The organism is Jeotgalibacillus proteolyticus, from assembly GCF_050107735.1.
GTDB classification, from domain to species: Bacteria; Bacillota; Bacilli; order Bacillales; family Jeotgalibacillaceae; genus Jeotgalibacillus; species Jeotgalibacillus proteolyticus_A.
Genome location: NZ_JBNILO010000008.1, coordinates 96,098 through 115,418 on the forward strand (window position 1 = coordinate 96,098; position 19,321 = coordinate 115,418).

Here is a 19,321-nt window from a genome sequence, read left to right on the forward strand (position 1 = left end):
GCTTTTTCAGCGCTCTGCCCTCTAAAGTCTCAAGCCGTCGTCATCTTCTGCAGAAGCCGCAGCTTTTCGCTCCGCTCACCTCATATTACTGATATTTAATGACTCATTTTTCATCTTGTTTTGTTATGTTCTACCCTGATCATGATTCTTTTTTTCGATAACCGCTTTGGCTATTTGTTCTCCATGAAAGCGTCCATTTTCGATGAAAATTTCATTGGCATTATTTCCTGCTGCAATTACACCCGCGATATAAATGCTTTCGATGTTCGTTTCCATCGTTTCCGGATGATAAATAGGTCTGCCCGAGCATTCATCTATTCGTACGCCTATGTTTTTCAAAAAGGCATGATCCGGGTGATACCCGATCATTGCAAAGACAAAGTCATTTTTAACAGTGAAAAGTTCACCATTTTTGATGTATTCAATCGATTCTTCATTGATCTTAGTAACCGATGCATCAAAATGCATATCCACGGACTGATTTTTAACTAAGCCTTCAAACTGCGGCAGTATCCACGGTTTAATGCTGGGAGAATAATCACTCCCTCTATAAAATACCGAAACTCTCGCTCCCGCTTTTTCAAGTTCGATGGCAGCATCCACAGCAGAATTCTTCCCTCCGATAATTGCCACGTCCATATCAAAGTAAGGATGTGCCTCTTTAAAATAATGGTGAACTTTAGGGAGTTTCGCTCCAGGCACCTTAAGCTCATTCGGGTGGTCATAATAACCGGTTGCAATCACAATATGTTCAGCAGTGTAGGACTGCTTTGCAGTCGTTACGAGGAATCTTCCGCTCGTTTTTTCTATCGACTTTACTTCTTCAAACCGGTTAACCGGAAGATCCATTTGCTTAACGACTTCTCTGTAATATACGAGCGCCTGGTTTCTTTTAGGTTTATGATCCTCAATAATAAATGGCACTTCGCCTATTGCCAGTTTTTCACTGGATGAAAAAAAGGTTTGGTGCGTCGGATAATGATAAATCGTATTCACTATATTACCTTTTTCAATGATAAGCGCATCAATGCCGTTCTTATGCAATGCAATTGAAGCGGCCAGGCCGCACGGGCCTCCCCCAACAATAATGACTTCCCTATGCTCCATTATGCGTCACTCCTGCCCATGTTACGATCTTAATTAAAAAACCCCATATCTTAATTCATGATAGGGGATTTTGAAGCGCTTTTCAATGATCCTGATTTTATTCAATAGTACAGTTTGTTTTTTCCTGATTAAAGACATGAACCCCGGACTACATGTGAATTTTTGTTGAAAGCCAGTTGTCCCATTCTTCTTTTGATCTTCCAACGAGGTGGTCTCTGTATGTCAGCTGGTCATCTTGAGATAGAAAATCTACAGCATGACCTCCAATCCCCACATATAAATCCGGGCGATAAGCAGAGAGCCTGCTGATTAATTCAAACGCAGCCTTCAGGTTTTCCTGAAGTGTACATGAAAGAAACAAAAATTTTGGTTCTACTGTATCCAGAACAACCTCAATATCGCCTTTTTTTATGCTTGCACCAAGATAAATGACTTCAAATCCTTTCCTTCGAACATATAACGTAAAGATTAATAATCCCAGCTCATGCCATTCTCCTGGTGCACAAACAGCCACCACTTTTGGAAGAAGCTCATTATGTGGAAAAGAGTGCATTAAAATTCCTATTCTAGAGCGGAGAATGGAAGTCGCAAAATGCTCATGAGCCGTTGTGATCTGACCGGTTTCCCACTGTTCTCCAATTCTGATAAGAACGGTGCCTAAAATGTCGATAAGTACTTTATCAATTGTATAAAGTGAAAAAGCCTGATTTATCAAATCATGAGCCTTATTTTCTTCAAAATTTAAAAGGGCTGCAACCAACTCGTCCTGGAAATTCTGGATTCTATCTACAGGACCTTCAAACGTTTCTTTAGGCTGTTTAACATCCTGTTTTTCAAGCAGAGTAACTGCCTGGCTGATGGTAAAGCCTGAGTTTATCTTTTGAACAAGCCACTTTAATTTTTTTACGTGTTCATCCGTATAAAGCCTGTGACCGGAATCATTTCGGACAGGTTCGATAATTTTATATCTTCTTTCCCACGCACGCATAGTGCCTGGCTGTATGCCGACCATTGTGGAGACAGCTTTAATATTGTACTTGCCTTCTTCATTATTCATTACATTTGTCCTCCTGCGGCTATGATCGTTCTTCCAAATTATATCTCTCAATTAATTTTGTGTAAACTTTGTATAGGTTTTATACAACGCTTCCGTTCTTTTTAGAAAGAGAGATATAATGAGTTTCAGACCTGGCGCCCAGCCGCAAAGGGATGAAGGTTGTTCCAAACCCGTTACTAATCAGCTGATAGGTTGTATTTATTTTTTTCAGAGTTCCAGGTTCGTAAGGGCCGGCTCCAAAAAAGCGTATTTGTCCTCCATGCGTATGACCGCTTAGAATTAAATCAACTTTTTTGTTTATATTTGCCAGCTTATGAATGATGACTGGTTCATGACTTACTAAAACAACAGGATATGATGAATGAACCATTTGCAGAGCTTTTTGGACATCGTCTTTTTGATAACTGATATCACCAACTCCCGCAATCCAAAGGATATGATCGTTTTCAATTTGCAGCTTTACTGCTTTATTGTCAAGGATCGTTACATCATTTTCCCTTAATAACTTATTAAGCTTTTTCAAATCAACTTCCTCATCATTATTGCCGTATACAAAATAAACTGGTCCAAGCTTTGATAAAAGTTGAATGTTTTTCTCCACTCTTGAAAAAGGAACTCCTTTTTCAATTAAATCTCCGCCTATGATGACTGCGTCGGCTGAGGGAATTGTTTTTATCCAATTAATATCCAGTATTCTGCGATGAATATCAGAAATAAAGAAAATCGAAAAGTCTTTTTCGGACGTATAGGTTTTTAATGGAATGTTTATATAGGTAACATTATTTTCAAATGCTCTTTTTACCATCCATCCAGCCAGTAACAGGAAGGACAGAAGGGTCGCTGCCATATACTTCAACAAAAAATTCCTCCATTCTAAAAAAGCCTGCTGCTCGATAAGATGAGGAGGCTTAGATAGCAAATTGCATTTTTCTGAAAATCCGGCCTTTCAACTTCATAAAGCTGCACATAATAGAAGCCTGGGACATAGTGTCTCAGGCTCCTGGGCCGTTTCTTTGATTTTAAGCGAATACTTTTCTGCAGGAACGGAAGCTGAGATTTCTTAGGGACTTGCCCGGCAAGGTCTCAAGCTGCCCTCCTCTGCTGTAAACATAACGGAACAAACGATTACAAAGCTAGTTCAAGTTTTTAGTCTTCTTTAATATCTAAAATTCTGAAGCCGGATTTCTCTAATTTTTTCAGGAAACGATCTATATTATCCTTTTTTTCGATTTTTAATACAATTCTTCTCACAAGCTTATCCGTTTCATCGAACGTGACCAGAGAAATGACGGATTCGTGGAACTGCTGGATGATATCTGCCAGACGTGAGATCCTGCCCTCCGTTTCAACAGAAGTAAACGCAATCCTGATCCCTTTTCTGTGCATTCCAAAAGCACTCCGAAACTGGTTAAAAACATCATAACGTGTAACAATTCCTTTAAAATCACCTGCTTCGTCTACAACGGATAATAAAGGAAAGTCGTTTAATTCAAATAGAGTGGTCTCAAAGATTTCGTCCCCTTTTAAATATGTATCCTGATGTGTTGCTACATCCAGTGCAGTAAAAGAAGTATTAAATTCCTGCCTGGCTCTTCCGGATTCAAAAAATGCCTTATAAATATGATATCTAGTGGCTATGCCCTCGTATTGAGATCCGTTTAAAACCGGGACTCCGTCAATCCCGTGCTCTTCTAGAAGCGTTATTACTTTTTCAATCGAGTCAGTTGATTGAACTGTGTAGCATTTAGTTGCAGGCACCATTGCACTTTTAACAAACATTGACTTCACCTCTTTTAATTTATAGTACTTTCTTCGCTTTAAATACGATTAAGTCCTTCTTTTTATCATAGATTCCCTAAATAGATTATTGAGCAGGAATTTTCAGCACCTGTCCTTCTGAAATTTCGTTGCTGCTGAGTCCATTTATTTCTTTGATTTTTTCAACCCAGTCCCCGTTTCCAAAATAATTAACGGAAATCCGGTACAACGTTTCGCTTGACTGAACTGTGTGGGTAGCAGAAGATGTCGTTTCCTCTTCCGTTTCAGCAGCAGGCTCCTCTTGTTCTACTGCTGGTTCTTCTTCAGGTTCTTCTTGAGTCTCCTGAACTGTTTCTGCCGTTTCACTGGAATCATCATCTGCTTCATCTGCCTGGGCTGCATTGTTTTCACCTTCTATACTTTCCTCAGGTGTTTCCGCACTCGCAGGTGTTTCATCAGCTTCTTCCTCTTCTTCATCCTCCGCAGCAGATGCAGATGATGGAGAAGGGTCCTCAGTCTGAGCGTTCTGGTTTTCCCCAGTGCCTTGAGCCCGCTCAACTTGAACCGTGTTATCCCGGTCCATTGTCGCATTAGTCATTCCACTTTCCGAATTATTCAATATTAAAGATACTATCGCAACGGTAACGGGAAGAAGTACGAACAAGCCAACAAGCACCCTAATAAGCGGAAAAGGTTTTTTTTGTGCAGCTTTTTCTTCTCTTTTTTTTCCATGCAGTGACAGCCTGGATGTCTCAGCTCCCCCGTCTATTTCCGATTGATTATGTTGATCCACTGCGCTAATTTCCTGTCGTGTTTTATTTGCCTGATCACGATAAGGATCTCGTTTCATGTAATTCCCCTTCTTTTCTTTTTTTATGTTTTGCGGATTGCTGAATATACAATCCTAATAGTAAATTGACAATAAAATGAAGACAGATGGTTGACCATATATTATTAGTCCACTCATATATTCCCCCAATGATGAAACTGAGAATCACTATATTGAGGGTGAGGTACCAATGATTTAAGTAACGAAAATGAACAATGGCAAAAAGGACACTGGCAAAAAACCAATTCGTGTTGGTTTGAATAATTCCGCGAAACAGCAGTTCTTCTGACAGCGCGACAATCATTGCCAGCCAAAGAAGCTGAGCAATGCTCGCATTTGAAAACAATTTTTCATTGATTCCCCCATCGTCATAATACCTTCGGGGAAGGAGTTTCATCAGCCAGATGTCGATGAAAACAATAATCAGGCCTGCTGCAAGACCAATCAGAATGATAGAAGGTGAAAGGGCTCCTATCCCGGTAAAGATGTGATCCATTTTAAATAAAAAGGTTCCGAGTAAAAATGCAGCTGTTAAAAAGAAAAGCTGAGTTCCTACAACTGAGTTCAGCAGCTGCTTGTGCGTAATACGATCAAGAGTTTTTTGTTGACCGGACATTTTCACTCTCCTTAAAGATTGTTGACAGCCTCTCCTGCCAGGTTAAATACGTATTCAAAGATTCCGATTTTCTTTTAAATGGATCAAGCGGCAAACCGCATTGATCACAGCAAAGCAGCTGAGGAGCAGGCTGCTCTTCATCAAAACACTGGGTAATCTTATGTCTCCTGCAGGCATCTGCAGTCACATATTCAGTCATTTGAATCATTTTGCTTTTTTTTTCTAAAATCCGAGTTGAAATCTGCTGATCAACACGATTAACCCAATTATTTCTCATGCTGTCATTTTTAGCGTAATAATGTAGAACTCTGTTTTGAATTTCTGATAAGCCTACTTGTTCTTCAATCTTCTTGAAATCAGAGGCTGTAGTAAACATTTTTTCAAACTCGCCTATTTGACGTATGGAAGGTCTTTCAAGTTCCAGTAAATTTGTCGTAATTTGTTCATCCTTAGATAAGTATAACAGGATTGACAAACTTTTATTACCGTCGCGGCCGGCTCTGCCAATTTCCTGAACGAACGCTTCCATGCTCGAGGGCATGTGAAAATGGATGACCGTCCGGATATTCTCTTTGTTAACGCCCATTCCAAAGGCACTTGTAGCAAAAATCCAGTCCAGCTGATCTGTGATAAATTGCTGCTGGATAAGAATTCGCTGATCCTGCTCAAGTCCTGCATGGTAGCTTGAAATTTTTTTAGTGGTGGTTTGATTCAGCTCTTCGGAAAGTTCATCCGCTAATTTTTTACTTGAAAAATACACAATACCCGGTGAAGCAAGAGATTCTATATAGTCCTTTAATTTTAGAACCTTTTCCTTAAAAGTTGAAAGCTGCTCAACCTTCAACGCAATATTGGGGCGATTGACTGAATAAACCCATTCATCAGGGTTATCCATTTTTAAGGTTTGACAGATGTCAGCCCGGATCTTGACTGTAGCGGTTGCGGTTAAAGCGAGTGTAACCGGACTGCCTAATTCTTCTTTTATTTTCCCAAGAGTGAGGTAATCAGGTCTGAAATCAGGTCCCCATTGAGAAATGCAGTGAGCCTCATCCACTACAAATAATTTAATGCTGCAGGAAGATAACGCTTCTGTAATTTCGGCAATATTCAACATCTCTGGTGATATAAAAATGAATCTGTAAGAACGGAGATTTTTCAGCGCCCGTTTTCTTTCTTTAAAAGCTAAAAATGAATTAAGCGCGATTACATTTTTTTCCCCTCTGTATTTAATCTGCTCAACCTGATCCTGCATGAGGGAAAGTAAAGGGGAAACGATGAGGACCTGTGATTGTGAAAGATAAGAAGGAAATTGATAGCACAAAGATTTACCTGAGCCTGTCGGCAGCATAGCTACTGTATCCTTTCCTGCCATTATGCTCTCGATTATTTCTTTTTGACCATCTCTGAAAGACCTGAACCCAAAGTGTTTATATAAGGTTTCTTCCATTCGCTGTCCATCCTTCCTTTTGATACAAGAACCAGCCTGATTTGAAAAAAGCTTGCGTCGGGCACCATTTCTTTAATTTCTTTCATCCTTTTATGGTTCAGCTGAGAAGCTGCCTGCCAAATTTCATCCTGCATCCTTCGCTGTACATAACGGTCTATAGAAAAAGATTGAATCATTAAGGCAATTTCAATTATATGATCTTCTATTGTGCTGTTCTTTAGATTACGAATTTGCGCAATTTGTTCCACTGAATACGCCTGGTTAATGTACGTCATCGTTTTTTCCGTGGAAACGGTCAGAACAAATTCCTTTTGTGTAATATCGTCCTGCATCGAGTAAAGAATGGGATATTTATTCTGATTCTGGATTTCACTAAAAATAAAATGAAGACTGTTTAAAAAACGAATATGTACTTCCCAATCATCAATGGAGAAATAGTCAGCCAGCTGGTTCGAAGTCATTCCAATTAGCTGATAACCAGTCATCTGCTGAATGATAAAATCAGGATGGTCTGGGAATTTCTTATCCGAACATAAGTCTGTAAGTTCTGAAAGCAATCTTTTAGTATAATCAATTCGATCGTTTCCCCATTTTAAAAACATCGATTTAACCCAATGCTGAACGTCCGGATCACGCTGAACAGGATAGAAACGATTTTCCCTGTAAGCATAATTAGACAGGGACTGCGTGAGAAGCAGGAGCCTCTTCCAGAAAACCGCTGCACGATCATGATACAGCCAGCCTTTTAAATAAATAGGAAAACGATGAAAATTAAAATAGTTTATAAGCGCTTTATCCCCTTCTTTTGAAACATTCCATCTTTGTTCATCCAGTTGTATTAAATAGTTTCTCTGCGCCAACTGTGAACAGCTGTCATCAAACGCTTCTCTGGTTATGCCCGGGAAAAGTTGAAAAAAATCCTGCGCTCCATATAAATGAGCGTCTTGAATCGTTTGAGAGGTTTTTTTTCCGGATACCAAATGAAAAATTGCAGAGCGGCTTCGATCCCCATTGAACAATCGAAAACCGACTAGTAAGATCGCATCCAGATACGTCATAAAAGCTCTCCTTTCAAGAAGTCATTGCTTCATTTTACCATGTTTTTGTCGATCATTGTCCGTTTTCTTTTTGTCGAATCGGGTAAAATTTACGTATAAAGGTGATTTCCATCTAAGATTAAACATCTTTCTATTGAAAATCTCCAATGACATGTTTAGAATGATACATGATACTTTTTTCTTGTTTTCAGAGGATTTACTGAATTAGGAGGGAATTTAATTGGCGAAATATACAATTGTTGACAAAGATACATGCATAGCCTGCGGCGCATGTGGGGCTGCCGCTCCAGATATTTATGATTATGATGATGAAGGGATCGCTTTTGTCACACTCGATGACAATGAGGGTACCGTGGAAGTCCCGGACGTTTTATTTGACGACATGCTGGATGCTTTTGAAGGTTGTCCTACTGATTCCATTAAAGTTGCCGATGAGCCATTTAATGGAGATGCGCTTAAGTTCGAATAGATCGTAAAAAACTGCGAAAACCATGGGTTTTCGCAGTTTTTTATTAGATGCAGTTTTTTATTTGATCATGTACTTATTGGGGCCAACTGGAACTGTGAGTGGTTTTTCAAGATCAAATCCAAGATCGTCCCTGTCTGTTATATTTTCAAACAGTACCTCTTGAACCCCAAATGATTCAGCCGTCAGGAGGACTGCTTCTATAAAACGATTCTTCTCTTCAACTGAATATTCATTAATTTGTTCACTTGGAGTTACGGTTAACGAGTCGTTTTCATGTGCCGTTTCTATTGTCAGATCTTCAGGTAGAGCTTTCTTAAAATCTTTATTAGGATTGTCTTGCTGCATTTCCATAAAAGCGTCTTCAATTGTCTCAAATGATTTTTCAGATTGAACGAAATAAATTTGGGAATTACGCTCATCTTTGAATAAATAATAACCTTTATTGTCATTATTCAACGGAATTTCCTGTTCCACTTCCTCATCAAAATTGATCTTATCACCCTCTTCATTAACAAAAGTAAATCCAGTGTAGTTTTCGCTTCCAAACGTCTGCGACAACACTTGTTCCGTTAAATCGGGAGAAAAAGAATTCTGTATGTTCGAATCGATTACACCATTGATGCCGTTTTGCTCTGTTTCTGTCAAATGATTTGCTACAGGATGGTAATTAATAAAACCCATTCCTTCTTCATCAATTTCATTTGCCCATCTGTTATACAAGTTAACAGCATTGTCTTCATTTACTTTATCCGGCAGGAGAAAAGTGAAAGGGATGACGTACCCTTCCTCCGTTACCAAAGCTGTTTTTAAATAAGTGTGCCCGGCCGCTTCGGCAGGAAATAACGAAGTTCTTTGAGAAGGATCTTCTTCAGCGGGAGTTTGAACCGCTGCATCTTGATTTTCCTCTGACTGCTCTTCCTCACTTTTGGGCTCTGTATAAGAATCAGCTTTAAAATCACCGCTGCCGCTGGAATCTTCTTCTGAAAAGTCTTCTTCCCGGTCCTGAGTGCTAGTATGGTCTTCAGGTTCTTGTGCTGCCCTTTCATCTAGATTAAGTTCCTCTTGATCTTCTTCAATCGAGTTCGCTGAAAAATTTTCTGCCTGTTCCTCATCGTAACGATCAGCGGCAGAATCAGACCCTTCATTGCCAGAAGAAAGGTTATACTGGTCACTGCTGTCAAAAAACGGAGGAATTAAAAGAAGGAGAAGCAGTACAGCAGCTAAACTGGCTGCAACGGGAATCAGGGGTGTTCTTTTTTTATCCTTCTTGCGTTCGTTTATTTTGATATTTTCGTACATTGCTTGGGCAGATTGACTGCTTTTAATAACAGGCATTTTATTCAGCATCTTTTCAATTTCCTTCTCATTCCACTTTGAACCGCTCACTGCCTTCTTCCCCCTCTCTTTTAGACATTTTATCTCTCAAGCTTTTTATCGCACGATGTTGTGTAGTCTTCACTTTTCCTTCTGTCCATCCTAAAATCTGTGCCGTTTCAGCTATACTCAACTCTTGAATATACCGCATAATGACCACCATCCTCTGATCGGTCGTGCATTGATCCAGACACGCATACAACTCTCTCATACTTTCATTTAATTCAGCTATCTCAGATGGTAAGAGGGAATCAGCAGCTTGCTCTTTTTTAGACGCGTCAAAACTGCTCATGATCCTTTTTCTTATGGTCGACTGCTTTCTGAAATGATCTATGGCTACGTTTTTTGCAATGGAAAACAGCCAGGTTTTTTCAGAACTCTTCCCCTGAAACCCTTCATAGGATTTCATTACACGTATAAAGACCTCCTGCATAAGATCTTCTGCTATATCTCTATTTTTCACAAGATAGATTAAGAATTGAAAAACATCCTGATGATAATCCGTATATAATCGTTTAAAAACGGAGTCCATATCAGTCTCCTCCCCGTTCAATTCATTAGTCGTATGAACAATAAAAAAGTTTCACATCTAGTGTACTATAAGTGCAAACGATTAAACAGATGAATGGGGACAGACTGCCAGTCGGTGAATGAAAGCTAGGTGATTGCATTAAAAGGTTGGAAAGCCTGCCAAAATACCTATCTTATATTGCTTGGGGAGCTTTTAAGAAAGATGGGTTGATCTGAAAGAAAAAATCCTTTGCTTGCTGTTTCCAGGCCGCAAAGGATTTTTCTCCTTACTATCTTGCTATTGAATCTAATTTTTTCTTTTTTTACAGCTGTTTGTAAGGTAAACGAAATCTGAACGTTGTACCCTGATTTACATTGCTTTCTACTTCGATTGAACCATTATGTGCTTCAATCAGATTTTTTACAATGGCAAGACCAAGACCTGTACCCGCACGTCCACGCGTCCTTGCCTTATCGGCTTTGTAAAATCGTTCAAAGATATAAGGCAGATCTTCTTCCGGAATTCCGATACCAGAGTCGCTTACTTCAATGGTTAAACTCCGCGCATCAGTGGATAAAGCAAGCTGAATCAGTCCACCATCATGTGTGTGACGAAGTGCATTGTCTAAAAGATTCGTTAGTACCTGCTCCATTCGATCCGGGTCAAAATTCCATTCCTCTTCGCTGGAAAGTTCAGAGCTGATCGTAAGCCTGATATCTTTTTCTTTTGATACCACATTAAATTTATTAATAATTCTCTCCATAAAAGGGAGCACGGGTAGTGTCTCATAACGCAAGGTAATATGACCTGCTTCAATTCTGGCAAGATCAAGAAGTTCATTTACGAGACGTCCCATTCTCAGAGATTCATCGTAAATAATTCGAGCGATTTCCTTCCTCTCTTCATCTGACTGAGGAATATCGTCCACGATGGCTTCGCTGTATCCCTGGAGCATTGAAATAGGGGTCCGGAGCTCATGAGATACATTTGCAATAAAATCTTTACGCAGCTTCTCAAGCCCTCTTTCTTCTGTCATATCCCGTATAACCGCTACCGCGCCGCGAACGGCATTTCCGCTGTAGAGAGGGCTGAGAATCGTCACAAATGTTCTTCCTAAAATAGACACTTCGCCCACCTGTTCTTCATCCGTCTCCATTACCCGCTCAAGAAGGTCCTGGAGCTGTGGAGGAAGAGCTTCATTTCTGCCTGATTCCTGCTCTTGATACCAATATTGAAGAAAGCGGTCAGCTGGCGGGTTAGAAATTAAAATAGTACCATCCCTGTTAAACGTAATGACTCCATCTGCCATTGAACTCAATATACTCGAGAGCTGCTCTTTTTCCTGACTCAATGCATCCAGATGATGCTTAAGCTGTCTGCCCATTTGATTAAAAGCAGTGGCAAGCTCTCCGATTTCATCCTGAGTAAGAATGGGAACCTTTGTATCAAATTTACCTCTTGCTACTTCAAATGCTCCTTCCCGCATTCTTCTCAGGGGAGCGGTAATTCTGGTGGAAAGAAAAAAGGCGAAAATAGTTGTAAGAATTATAGCAATACCTGCAGCAAGAACAATGATTCTTGTCGTTTGCTCAGTAGTCTGCTGAATGGCTTCTAACGATTGGTAAACGTAAACAGCCCCGGTGCTTCCATCTGTAAATGTAAATGGTACACCTGTAATAATAACGTTATCATACCGGTTTGTAGATGTATCTGACTCCACTGAAAGCTCCTGCTGAACAGACTTCTGCTGCTCGGTTACAGCAGCAAACACCCTGTTTTCTTCAATAAGCTCTCTAACGTCCTGCTGATATTCCGTATTCCCACCTGAAGCAAATGTACCAACATTATCGATTGTGACCAGCGCATAAACAGGCTCATCTACAATCTCAGAGATAATTTGAAGGCTGAGATCCATATCACTGTGGTCTTCTAAAATCCTGGATATTTTCTGAGCTTCAAACTGCAATGACTGCTCAACTTCTTCCACATGGTAATTTTGAAAGAATTCAAGCAGCAGTATAGTTAAAATGAACAGGACAAAGCAGACAAGCAATAGAATTGTCATCCATAGCTTGCCAACCACACTTCTCCATATTCTCATTCATCAAGTACCTCGAATTTATATCCTACTCCCCACACAGTAACAATCATTTTTCCGGCTTGTTCAGACACCCTGTTTAATTTTTCACGCAAACGCTTAACATGGGTATCCACCGTTCTCAAATCGCCAAAAAATTCATAGTGCCATACTTCTTTCAACAATTGCTCTCTGTCATATACTTTGTCGGGACTTTTCGCAAGAAACAACAATAACTCATACTCTTTTGGCGTAAGGGTTACTTCATGTCCGTCAGCTGTGACGCGATGTGCATCATTATCGATGACGAGATGCGGGTAGGCAATCATATCTTTCGCTTTTGTATCTGTTTGAAGATAGTTTGTAGTAGAAGATCTGCGAAGCAAAGCTTTCACTCTGAGCACTACTTCCCTTGGGCTGAATGGTTTAACAATATAGTCGTCTGTTCCAACCTCAAACCCCTGCACCCGGTTTCCCTCTTCTCCCTTGGCTGTCAGCATAATCACTGGTGTCGCTTTCACTTCTCTTAATTCGCTGCATACCTGGATGCCATCTTTACCGGGCATCATTAAATCAAGTAAAATGCAATCAAAGTTTTCTTCAAGGGCAAGAGAAAGTGCCTGGTCCCCGTCTTCTGCTTCAACGATTGAATAGCCCTCGCGCTCAAGATACATTTTTAAAAGGCGTCTGATTCTTTCCTCATCATCCACAACTAGAATATGGCCCATTTCACTCATTTTGTTGCCTCCTTATGACGTTGTCCGGTCATTTAAATAGAGAGCTTGGGACAAATGTGTCTCAAGCTCTTTAACCGGTTCGCTGCGCTTCAGGCGGACGCTTTCCGCAGGGACGGCGCTGAGCCTTTCCAGAGCTATGCCCTGTAAGTCTCAGCTTGCCGTCAAATCCTGCTGGAGTCGCCACCTTCCGTTCCGCTCTCCTCTTTCTATTCAAAAATACATCTTTATTCTTCAATCTTTTTTAGTTTTGCAACAGCCTTATATGTTTTACGCGTAGGAATGCAAACCGGCAATGATTAAATTAACTGCGACCAGATTAAACATAATAATAGCAAATCCTATAACAGCAAGCCAAGCAGAACGGTTTCCTTCCCAGCCCTTTGATAATCTTAAATGAAGGAATGCGGCGTAAAAAAGCCAGGTAATTAATGCCCATACCTCTTTGGGGTCCCAGCCCCAGAATCGTGTCCAGGCAATTTGCGCCCAAATCATAGCGAACACAAGACCGCCTAACGTAAATACAGGAAATCCAATAAGAATTGAACGGTAGCCTATTTCGTCCATCAGATTTAAGTTTACACGTTTAACAAGCGGCTGAAGCAACGCTGAAATACTTTTTCTTGTTACTAACCGCAGTATTACGTAAAGAGCTGTACCTGTAAGAATGGACCATAACACTGTATTCAGTCTGCTTGCATTGACAATAGCCGGCATTTCGAGCGAAGTGGCAAACTGCCCTTCTGTCAGCAGCTCCGCCTGATGCGGAACTACAAGAGCAGGGAGAGCAAACTGAGCTGTTTCCGTTTGCTCTTCTGGATTTATATAAGAGAATTCTGTTTCATAACCTGCAAGAGATCCTGCAGTCGTTGACACAATAAACCCAACCACTATCACTAAGCTGAATAGAACGGCCTCCAGCCAAAATCTTTGTTTTCCTCTTCTGGTTAAATCCACATCTTTTAAAAGATAAATTAACCCGGCCACAAAACTCACAGCAAGAATCGCTTCACCCGCAGCGACTGTAGAAACATGTATAGCCAGCCAGTCACTCTGCAGTGCGGGGATCAGCGGAGACACATCCCGTGGAAACATGCTCGAATACGCTATAACGAGAAGCGCAATTGGCAGAGCAAAAACCCCTAAAACATGGGTGCGGTAAATGAAATAAATGATGATGAAAGCTGCAACAAGCATCATGCCGAAAAATGTGATAAATTCAAATAAATTACTTACAGGGGCATGTCCGGCTGCAATCCATCTTGTAATAAAATAGCCGAGCTGTGAAATGAATCCCGTAATGGTAATAATAATGGCAATGGATGCCCATTTATTTTTCCCCGTCTGGTTTGTATGCTTTTTTGATTTAATCGAACCAGCGAAAAAAACAGTAGCGATTAAATACAGCACGAACGCTGCGTAAAGCAAGGTACTGCTAATACTAACTAGTTGAGTCACGGTTATTTTCCTCCTTTGCGTCAGCGGATTCTTTTTTATTCAGGTTTTCTTCCTGGTGGTCTTTCGGCTTTTCTAAACCGGTAGCTTCAAATGCAAATTCGAGATCTTTCCGGAACCCAAACCAGTTTTTGTTCGTATGGCCTGCAGCTAAAAGTCTTCCATCAGCCGTCTTTTTCAGCCACAATCTTCTATGGTTCCAATAAGCGCCCTGGACAACTCCGATCATAAAGACTGCTCCTCCAAGACCTAAGATCCAAAGTGTTAAATCTTTCCGAACGGTTAACCCGGATACATCTCTTGTTTCAACCCCCGCAAATTCCAAAGCATAGTCATTTTCACCAAGAGGTTCCAAGTTCCGCTGGATGCCGATAAACGCTACTTCTCCATCCGGGTTTTCAGGTGAATATAATTTGACCAGAAAAGCGGGGTTATTGGGGATCGGTGAAACGGACTGAGGTTCACCATCTTCAAACCCCGAAAAGTCAGGGTAATACTCAGTAAGTTCGACGCTGTAGCCATTATCCAATTCATATACTTTTTCCGGGTTATCGAATCGTATCGTAAAGGACCCGACTGATTCCTCTGAAGCTTTCTCTGTCATATTAAAACTCATAGATAAGTATTCATCCTGCCGGAAGTCAACCTGATAAAGAGCAAATTGATCAAACTTAAATGGCTGGTTAACCTGAATGGCTCCCTGCTGAACTTCAACCAGTTCTCCCTGCTGTCCGGCAATACTGCCTTCTTCTCTTTTATAAAGATGGGCGTCAGTCTGATAGTTTTTTGCAATGGCACCTTCACGCTCGATCGTATTGTTAAATACCTCAGAATCTTCCCCCTGCTGGTATGTCTCAACTGTAAATCCGTCGCTTTTTAAAAAGTATTCCTGCCCTGTACCGGGAATTGCCACTGTTTCACCTTCGCGGATCCACATATTTTCATCCACATACATTCCGGGAACAAAACGCAGCATTCCACCGATTAAAAAGATAATAAGACCAATGTGATTTATATACGGACCCCATCTTGCGAATCTTCCTTTTTCAGCAAGCAGGTGGCCTTCTTCTTCACGAATGCGATAGCGCTTTTTTTGAAGGCGTTCTTTTATTTGAGCAATCGATTTTTCAGGCGATTCTGTTGAGTAGTCTGAAAAAACCCTTTGTCTTTTCATAAATGATTCATGGCGGTTAATCCGCTGATGTTTCAGTGCTTTATAAAGAGGTATAACGCGGTCAAGACTAGCAATAATAATAGATGTCCCAATTGCTCCTATTAACAGAAGATACCACCATGAACTGTATAAGTCGTGAAAACCGAGCACGTAATAGATTTTTCCGGCTAATCCGTATCGTTCTTCGTAGTAAACATTTTCTGTTCCATCTGGAATAAACAGTGCCTGCGGGAAAATGGTTCCGAGTGAAGAGGCAATTAACGTAATGACAATAAGCCATACACCTACTTTAACGGATGAGAAAAAATTCCAAATTTTATCTATAACAGAAAGGTTGTATGTTTGAGACCTTCTTGCCATGCCTTCATACCGCATTACATCTGCTGTTTTTTTGTTTTCTGCATTTTTTGTTAAAGCGCGCCCACATGATAAGCATAGCTCTGTTCCTTCCGGATTCACATGACCGCACTTGCAGGTTATTTCATTCATGCGTAAGACCCCTTACCTTATGGCTTAATCATTTCCATGTATTCAGCTATCGTTTCCTCTGTCATTTCACCTGTAACCACCTTCACTACCTCACCATCCGGATTCACCAGCAGGGTTGTAGGCAGCGGTCCGATTGAATAGGCATCCATAACATCTTTTTGGGCATCGCGGACTACAGGAAATGATAAGTTATACTCATTCACAAAATTAGCAACCTGAAATTCTGATTCCCCCACATTAACGGCAAGAATCTGAACCCCTTCATCTTCATACTTTTGATACTGATTCTCCATATATGGCATCTCTTTTTCACACGGTTTACACCAAGTGCCCCAAAAATTCAGAAAAACTCCCTGACCTTTATAATCGGATAGACGATGAGTTTCCCCGTTAATATCTGTCAGTTCAAAGTCCGGTGCGGCGTCTCCTGCCTTTACCAGCATTTTTTCGTCATCTGTTAAAGTTGAGTACAGTGTATAAACAACTGCTGCAATTAATACTGACAAAATGGACACCCGTATAAGCAGGCGTTTCTTTTTGCGTTTATTCAATGTTAGACCTCCTGATACAGCATAGTTCATTTCAAAGCTCGGATAGATTCCTAGCCATTATAGCACTTGTTTAAGGAGCTTAAGGGTTCAGTATTTGAATGAACTGTGAAAACTAGTCTTATATAGTCAGTATTGACCCTAAATACAAGATAAAACCACAATCCCGATGAAGGATTGCAGATTCAGCCGTTCATTATTTTGTGCCGCTTTCTGCCAGAGCACGCAGCTGCTTAACTTCGTGCGGAGTCAATTCTCTAGAATCCCCCGTGCTTAGTCCGCCTAAATGAAGAAAAGCATATCGCTCCCGCTTCAGCTTTTGCACAGGGTGGCCGATTGCATCAAACATTCTTCTTACCTGTCGATTTCTCCCTTCATGGATGGTTAGTTCCACAATGGTTTTGTTTTTTGCTTTGTCTGCTGAAACCACTTTGGCTTTTGCAGGTGCTGTCATCCCATCCTCAAGCTTTATACCCTTCTCAAGCTTTCTGAGGGATTCCCTTGACACAAGACCTTTTACTCGTGCAATATACGTTTTATGCACTTCGTACTTCGGGTGAGTCAGCAGATTAGCAAACTCCCCATCGTTTGTAAGAAGCAAAAGACCTGATGTGTCATAGTCCAGTCTTCCCACTGGATAAATACGCTCATCTACATATGGAAGAAAATCTGTAACTACTTTTCGATTCTTATCATCACTTACAGCTGAAATGACCCCTGTTGGTTTATATAAGAGAAAATAAACTTTATTTTCACGTTCAATTTTTATACCTTCAACTTCAATTACATCCGAAGGAGTAACTCTTGTGCCAAGTTCAGTAATGACTTTGCCGTTGACTTTAACTTTTCCAGATGAAATCATGTCTTCTGCTTTTCTTCGTGACGCGATTCCCGCGTGAGCAATTACTTTTTGTAAACGTTCCATTCGTGCACCTCATTTTACTTGTTGTCGTCCTTAGTGCATTATGGCACATAACGTCTTAAAAGCAAACTCTCTGTCAATTTATATAGGCTAATTGAAGGTTTTCTCCTATTGGAACCTCCGCTGGGATGTTTTATACTAAAGTGAAGATGATTAAAGGAAATGGTGGTTAAAATGGAATACAGCGTAAAAGTAGATGCGTTTGAAGGTCCACTGGACTTATTGCTTCATCTTATTCAGGGACTTGAAATTGATATTTATGATATCCCGATGGCGGATATTTCTGAACAATACATGCTCTATATCCGTGCAATGAAGGTGCTTGAATTAAATCTTGCGAGTGAATATCTTGTCATGGCTTCCACACTGCTGGCTATTAAAAGCCGTATGCTTCTTCCCAAGCACGAAGAATCATGGGAACAGGATGAAGAGGCCTTTGACGAAGAGGATCCTCGTGATGAACTAGTGGAAAGATTAATTGAGTACAGAAAATATAAGCAAGCAGCCGCAGAATTAAAGGAAAAAGAACAGGAACGAGGAAGCTTCTACACGAAAGCTCCGGTTGATCTTTCTCAATTTGAAACACAAAAACAAGATACACTTGAGGATATGCAGATTGACCTTCATGATCTGCTGGGTGCCTTTAATAAATTATTAAGAAGAAAGAAATTAAAAAAACCCATGTCAGCCAGAATCTCCAGACAGGAGATATCGATTGAAAAAAGAATGGAAGAAATTTTATCAGATTTAAGAAGCCGCAGAACACCTTCATTGTTTCATGAAATGTTCCCCGTCACAGAGAAACCGCATATGGTTGTTTCTTTTTTAGCGGTGCTGGAGCTTATGAAACGAAATGAAATTACGATTAAACAGGAAGGTAATTTTTCTGCTATTTTAGTGGAAGCATTTGAAGGAGTGAACTTAGTTGCACAACCATAAATTTGACGCCGTCATTGAAAGTCTTCTTTTTGCTGCCGGCGATGAAGGGTTAAGCATCTCCCAATTGTCCGCTGTACTGGATATTTCCATGCAGGAAGCGGAAATCGAGATCAATACATTAAAAGAGTCCTATTCTGATCAAAAAAACCGAGGCATTCATCTTGTAGAATTAGCGGGCACCTATCAGCTGGCTACCAAAAGAGAGATGACACCTTACATAAAAAAACTTGTTGAAAGTCCGGCAACTTCCACCCTGTCACAAGCAGCTCTTGAAACATTGGCCATCGTAGCCTACAGACAGCCTATTACGAGAATCAGCATTGAAGAAATCAGGGGCGTAAAAACGGACAGACCTTTGCAGACACTCGTTTCAAAAGGACTGATTAAAGATGCCGGCCGTGCTGAGGGTGCAGGACGAGCTATTCTGTATGGCACTACACACGAATTTTTAGATTATTTTGGCTTAAACGACTTATCGCAGCTCCCCCCGCTGACAGAGGATTTAGATGGTGCAGATGGTGAAGAAGAAACCGATTTATTTTTCAGATCTTTGCAAAACAGCTTAGGAGAAGAGCCAATAGAGAATAAAGAATAAGTATACTCATACTGTAAAATGCTTAATAGAAGAATGTTTTTAAGAATGATTGAATGTTTGTTCATCGTTCTAAAAACATTCTTTTTTATTTTCATTTTATCGAACATGTTTCCAACATAACGTAAAAATGTGTTCTATTAGAGCGCACTAATGTCTATAAAA

General features: G+C 40.4%; 19 protein-coding genes. 3 read left to right on the forward strand and 16 right to left on the reverse strand.

Annotated elements, in window-relative coordinates:
- Positions 1-123 precede the first annotated feature (123 nt).
- The 8 genes from ACQCT8_RS13150 to ACQCT8_RS13185 all read right to left on the reverse strand — a co-directional run bounded on the left by ACQCT8_RS13150 (position 124) and on the right by ACQCT8_RS13185 (position 7,872).
- Positions 124-1,107 (reverse strand): YpdA family putative bacillithiol disulfide reductase, encoded by a 984-nt coding sequence (locus tag ACQCT8_RS13150; RefSeq protein ID WP_426871826.1) that lies wholly within the window; start codon positions 1,105-1,107, stop codon positions 124-126.
- A gap of 148 nt (positions 1,108-1,255) precedes the next feature.
- The gene (locus ACQCT8_RS13155) at positions 1,256-2,164 is read right to left on the reverse strand and encodes a MerR family transcriptional regulator (RefSeq protein ID WP_426871828.1); all 909 of its coding nucleotides are present in this window, start codon (positions 2,162-2,164) and stop codon (positions 1,256-1,258) included.
- A 79-nt stretch (positions 2,165-2,243) separates the two neighbouring features.
- Positions 2,244-3,023: a metallophosphoesterase gene (locus tag ACQCT8_RS13160; protein WP_426871830.1), complete on the reverse strand. Its 780-nt coding sequence runs from the start codon at positions 3,021-3,023 to the stop codon at positions 2,244-2,246.
- 287 nt (positions 3,024-3,310) lie between these two features.
- Positions 3,311-3,943, reverse strand: a complete 633-nt coding sequence (locus ACQCT8_RS13165) for a CBS domain-containing protein (RefSeq protein WP_426871832.1) — start codon at positions 3,941-3,943, stop codon at positions 3,311-3,313.
- Positions 3,944-4,028: 85 nt separating this feature from the next.
- Complete coding sequence (locus tag ACQCT8_RS13170; protein ID WP_426871834.1) at positions 4,029-4,772, reverse strand: LysM peptidoglycan-binding domain-containing protein; 744 nt, start codon at positions 4,770-4,772, stop codon at positions 4,029-4,031.
- A complete protein-coding gene (locus ACQCT8_RS13175; protein ID WP_426871836.1) occupies positions 4,750-5,367 on the reverse strand; it encodes a CPBP family intramembrane glutamic endopeptidase in 618 nt (205 codons plus the stop codon). The genes ACQCT8_RS13170 and ACQCT8_RS13175 overlap by 23 nt, the downstream gene beginning before the upstream one ends.
- Positions 5,342-6,814, reverse strand: coding sequence for a RecQ family ATP-dependent DNA helicase (locus ACQCT8_RS13180; protein WP_426871838.1), 1,473 nt, complete (start codon positions 6,812-6,814; stop codon positions 5,342-5,344). The genes ACQCT8_RS13175 and ACQCT8_RS13180 overlap by 26 nt, the downstream gene beginning before the upstream one ends.
- A complete protein-coding gene (locus ACQCT8_RS13185; protein ID WP_426871840.1) occupies positions 6,751-7,872 on the reverse strand; it encodes a helix-turn-helix domain-containing protein in 1,122 nt (373 codons plus the stop codon). The genes ACQCT8_RS13180 and ACQCT8_RS13185 overlap by 64 nt, the downstream gene beginning before the upstream one ends.
- 220 nt (positions 7,873-8,092) lie before the next feature.
- Here ACQCT8_RS13185 and ACQCT8_RS13190 point away from each other — a divergent pair, with 220 nt between their 5' ends.
- On the forward strand, positions 8,093-8,341 hold the full coding sequence (locus tag ACQCT8_RS13190) for a ferredoxin (protein WP_041058062.1): 249 nt from the start codon (positions 8,093-8,095) through the stop codon (positions 8,339-8,341).
- A gap of 57 nt (positions 8,342-8,398) precedes the next feature.
- Here ACQCT8_RS13190 and ACQCT8_RS13195 read toward each other — a convergent pair whose 3' ends face one another.
- From ACQCT8_RS13195 to ACQCT8_RS13230, 8 genes are all read right to left on the reverse strand, one after another.
- Positions 8,399-9,727, reverse strand: a complete 1,329-nt coding sequence (locus ACQCT8_RS13195) for a hypothetical protein (protein WP_426871842.1) — start codon at positions 9,725-9,727, stop codon at positions 8,399-8,401.
- Positions 9,705-10,268, reverse strand: a complete 564-nt coding sequence (gene sigX / locus ACQCT8_RS13200; RefSeq protein ID WP_426871844.1) for an RNA polymerase sigma factor SigX — start codon at positions 10,266-10,268, stop codon at positions 9,705-9,707. The genes ACQCT8_RS13195 and sigX overlap by 23 nt, the downstream gene beginning before the upstream one ends.
- A gap of 280 nt (positions 10,269-10,548) precedes the next feature.
- Positions 10,549-12,327, reverse strand: coding sequence for an ATP-binding protein (locus tag ACQCT8_RS13205; RefSeq protein ID WP_426871846.1), 1,779 nt, complete (start codon positions 12,325-12,327; stop codon positions 10,549-10,551).
- A complete protein-coding gene (locus ACQCT8_RS13210) occupies positions 12,324-13,040 on the reverse strand; it encodes a response regulator transcription factor (protein ID WP_278239377.1) in 717 nt (238 codons plus the stop codon). Before ACQCT8_RS13210 ends, ACQCT8_RS13205 begins: the two co-directional genes overlap by 4 nt.
- 267 nt (positions 13,041-13,307) lie before the next feature.
- Complete coding sequence (ccsB, locus tag ACQCT8_RS13215; RefSeq protein WP_426871849.1) at positions 13,308-14,495, reverse strand: c-type cytochrome biogenesis protein CcsB; 1,188 nt, start codon at positions 14,493-14,495, stop codon at positions 13,308-13,310.
- Positions 14,479-16,155: a cytochrome c biogenesis protein ResB gene (gene resB, locus ACQCT8_RS13220; protein ID WP_426871851.1), complete on the reverse strand. Its 1,677-nt coding sequence runs from the start codon at positions 16,153-16,155 to the stop codon at positions 14,479-14,481. The genes ccsB and resB overlap by 17 nt, the downstream gene beginning before the upstream one ends.
- 17 nt (positions 16,156-16,172) lie before the next feature.
- Positions 16,173-16,736 carry a thiol-disulfide oxidoreductase ResA gene (gene resA, locus ACQCT8_RS13225; protein WP_426871853.1) on the reverse strand — a complete coding sequence of 188 codons (564 nt, stop codon included), beginning with the start codon at positions 16,734-16,736 and terminating at the stop codon, positions 16,173-16,175.
- A 163-nt stretch (positions 16,737-16,899) separates the two neighbouring features.
- Positions 16,900-17,628, reverse strand: coding sequence for a pseudouridine synthase (locus ACQCT8_RS13230; protein ID WP_426871855.1), 729 nt, complete (start codon positions 17,626-17,628; stop codon positions 16,900-16,902).
- Positions 17,629-17,799: 171 nt separating this feature from the next.
- Between ACQCT8_RS13230 and ACQCT8_RS13235 the strand changes: the two genes are divergently transcribed.
- Both ACQCT8_RS13235 and scpB read left to right on the forward strand, forming a co-directional pair.
- On the forward strand, positions 17,800-18,564 hold the full coding sequence (locus ACQCT8_RS13235; protein WP_426871857.1) for a segregation/condensation protein A: 765 nt from the start codon (positions 17,800-17,802) through the stop codon (positions 18,562-18,564).
- A complete protein-coding gene (gene scpB, locus ACQCT8_RS13240) occupies positions 18,551-19,159 on the forward strand; it encodes an SMC-Scp complex subunit ScpB (RefSeq protein WP_426871859.1) in 609 nt (202 codons plus the stop codon). Before ACQCT8_RS13235 ends, scpB begins: the two co-directional genes overlap by 14 nt.
- Positions 19,160-19,321: the final 162 nt, after the last annotated feature.

Coding starts and splice junctions, on each gene's coding strand:
- ACQCT8_RS13150 (WP_426871826.1), bottom strand. CDS start 1,107: ATGGAGCATAGGGAAGTCATTATTGTTGGGGGAGGCCCGTGCGGCCTG.
- ACQCT8_RS13155 (WP_426871828.1), bottom strand. CDS start 2,164: ATGAATAATGAAGAAGGCAAGTACAATATTAAAGCTGTCTCCACAATG.
- ACQCT8_RS13165 (WP_426871832.1), bottom strand. CDS start 3,943: ATGTTTGTTAAAAGTGCAATGGTGCCTGCAACTAAATGCTACACAGTT.
- ACQCT8_RS13170 (WP_426871834.1), bottom strand. CDS start 4,772: ATGAAACGAGATCCTTATCGTGATCAGGCAAATAAAACACGACAGGAA.
- ACQCT8_RS13175 (WP_426871836.1), bottom strand. CDS start 5,367: ATGTCCGGTCAACAAAAAACTCTTGATCGTATTACGCACAAGCAGCTG.
- ACQCT8_RS13180 (WP_426871838.1), bottom strand. CDS start 6,814: ATGGAAGAAACCTTATATAAACACTTTGGGTTCAGGTCTTTCAGAGAT.
- ACQCT8_RS13185 (WP_426871840.1), bottom strand. CDS start 7,872: ATGACGTATCTGGATGCGATCTTACTAGTCGGTTTTCGATTGTTCAAT.
- ACQCT8_RS13205 (WP_426871846.1), bottom strand. CDS start 12,327: ATGAGAATATGGAGAAGTGTGGTTGGCAAGCTATGGATGACAATTCTA.
- ACQCT8_RS13210 (WP_278239377.1), bottom strand. CDS start 13,040: ATGAGTGAAATGGGCCATATTCTAGTTGTGGATGATGAGGAAAGAATC.
- resB (WP_426871851.1), bottom strand. CDS start 16,155: ATGAATGAAATAACCTGCAAGTGCGGTCATGTGAATCCGGAAGGAACA.
- resA (WP_426871853.1), bottom strand. CDS start 16,736: ATGAACTATGCTGTATCAGGAGGTCTAACATTGAATAAACGCAAAAAG.
- ACQCT8_RS13230 (WP_426871855.1), bottom strand. CDS start 17,628: ATGGAACGTTTACAAAAAGTAATTGCTCACGCGGGAATCGCGTCACGA.
- ACQCT8_RS13235 (WP_426871857.1), top strand. CDS start 17,800: ATGGAATACAGCGTAAAAGTAGATGCGTTTGAAGGTCCACTGGACTTA.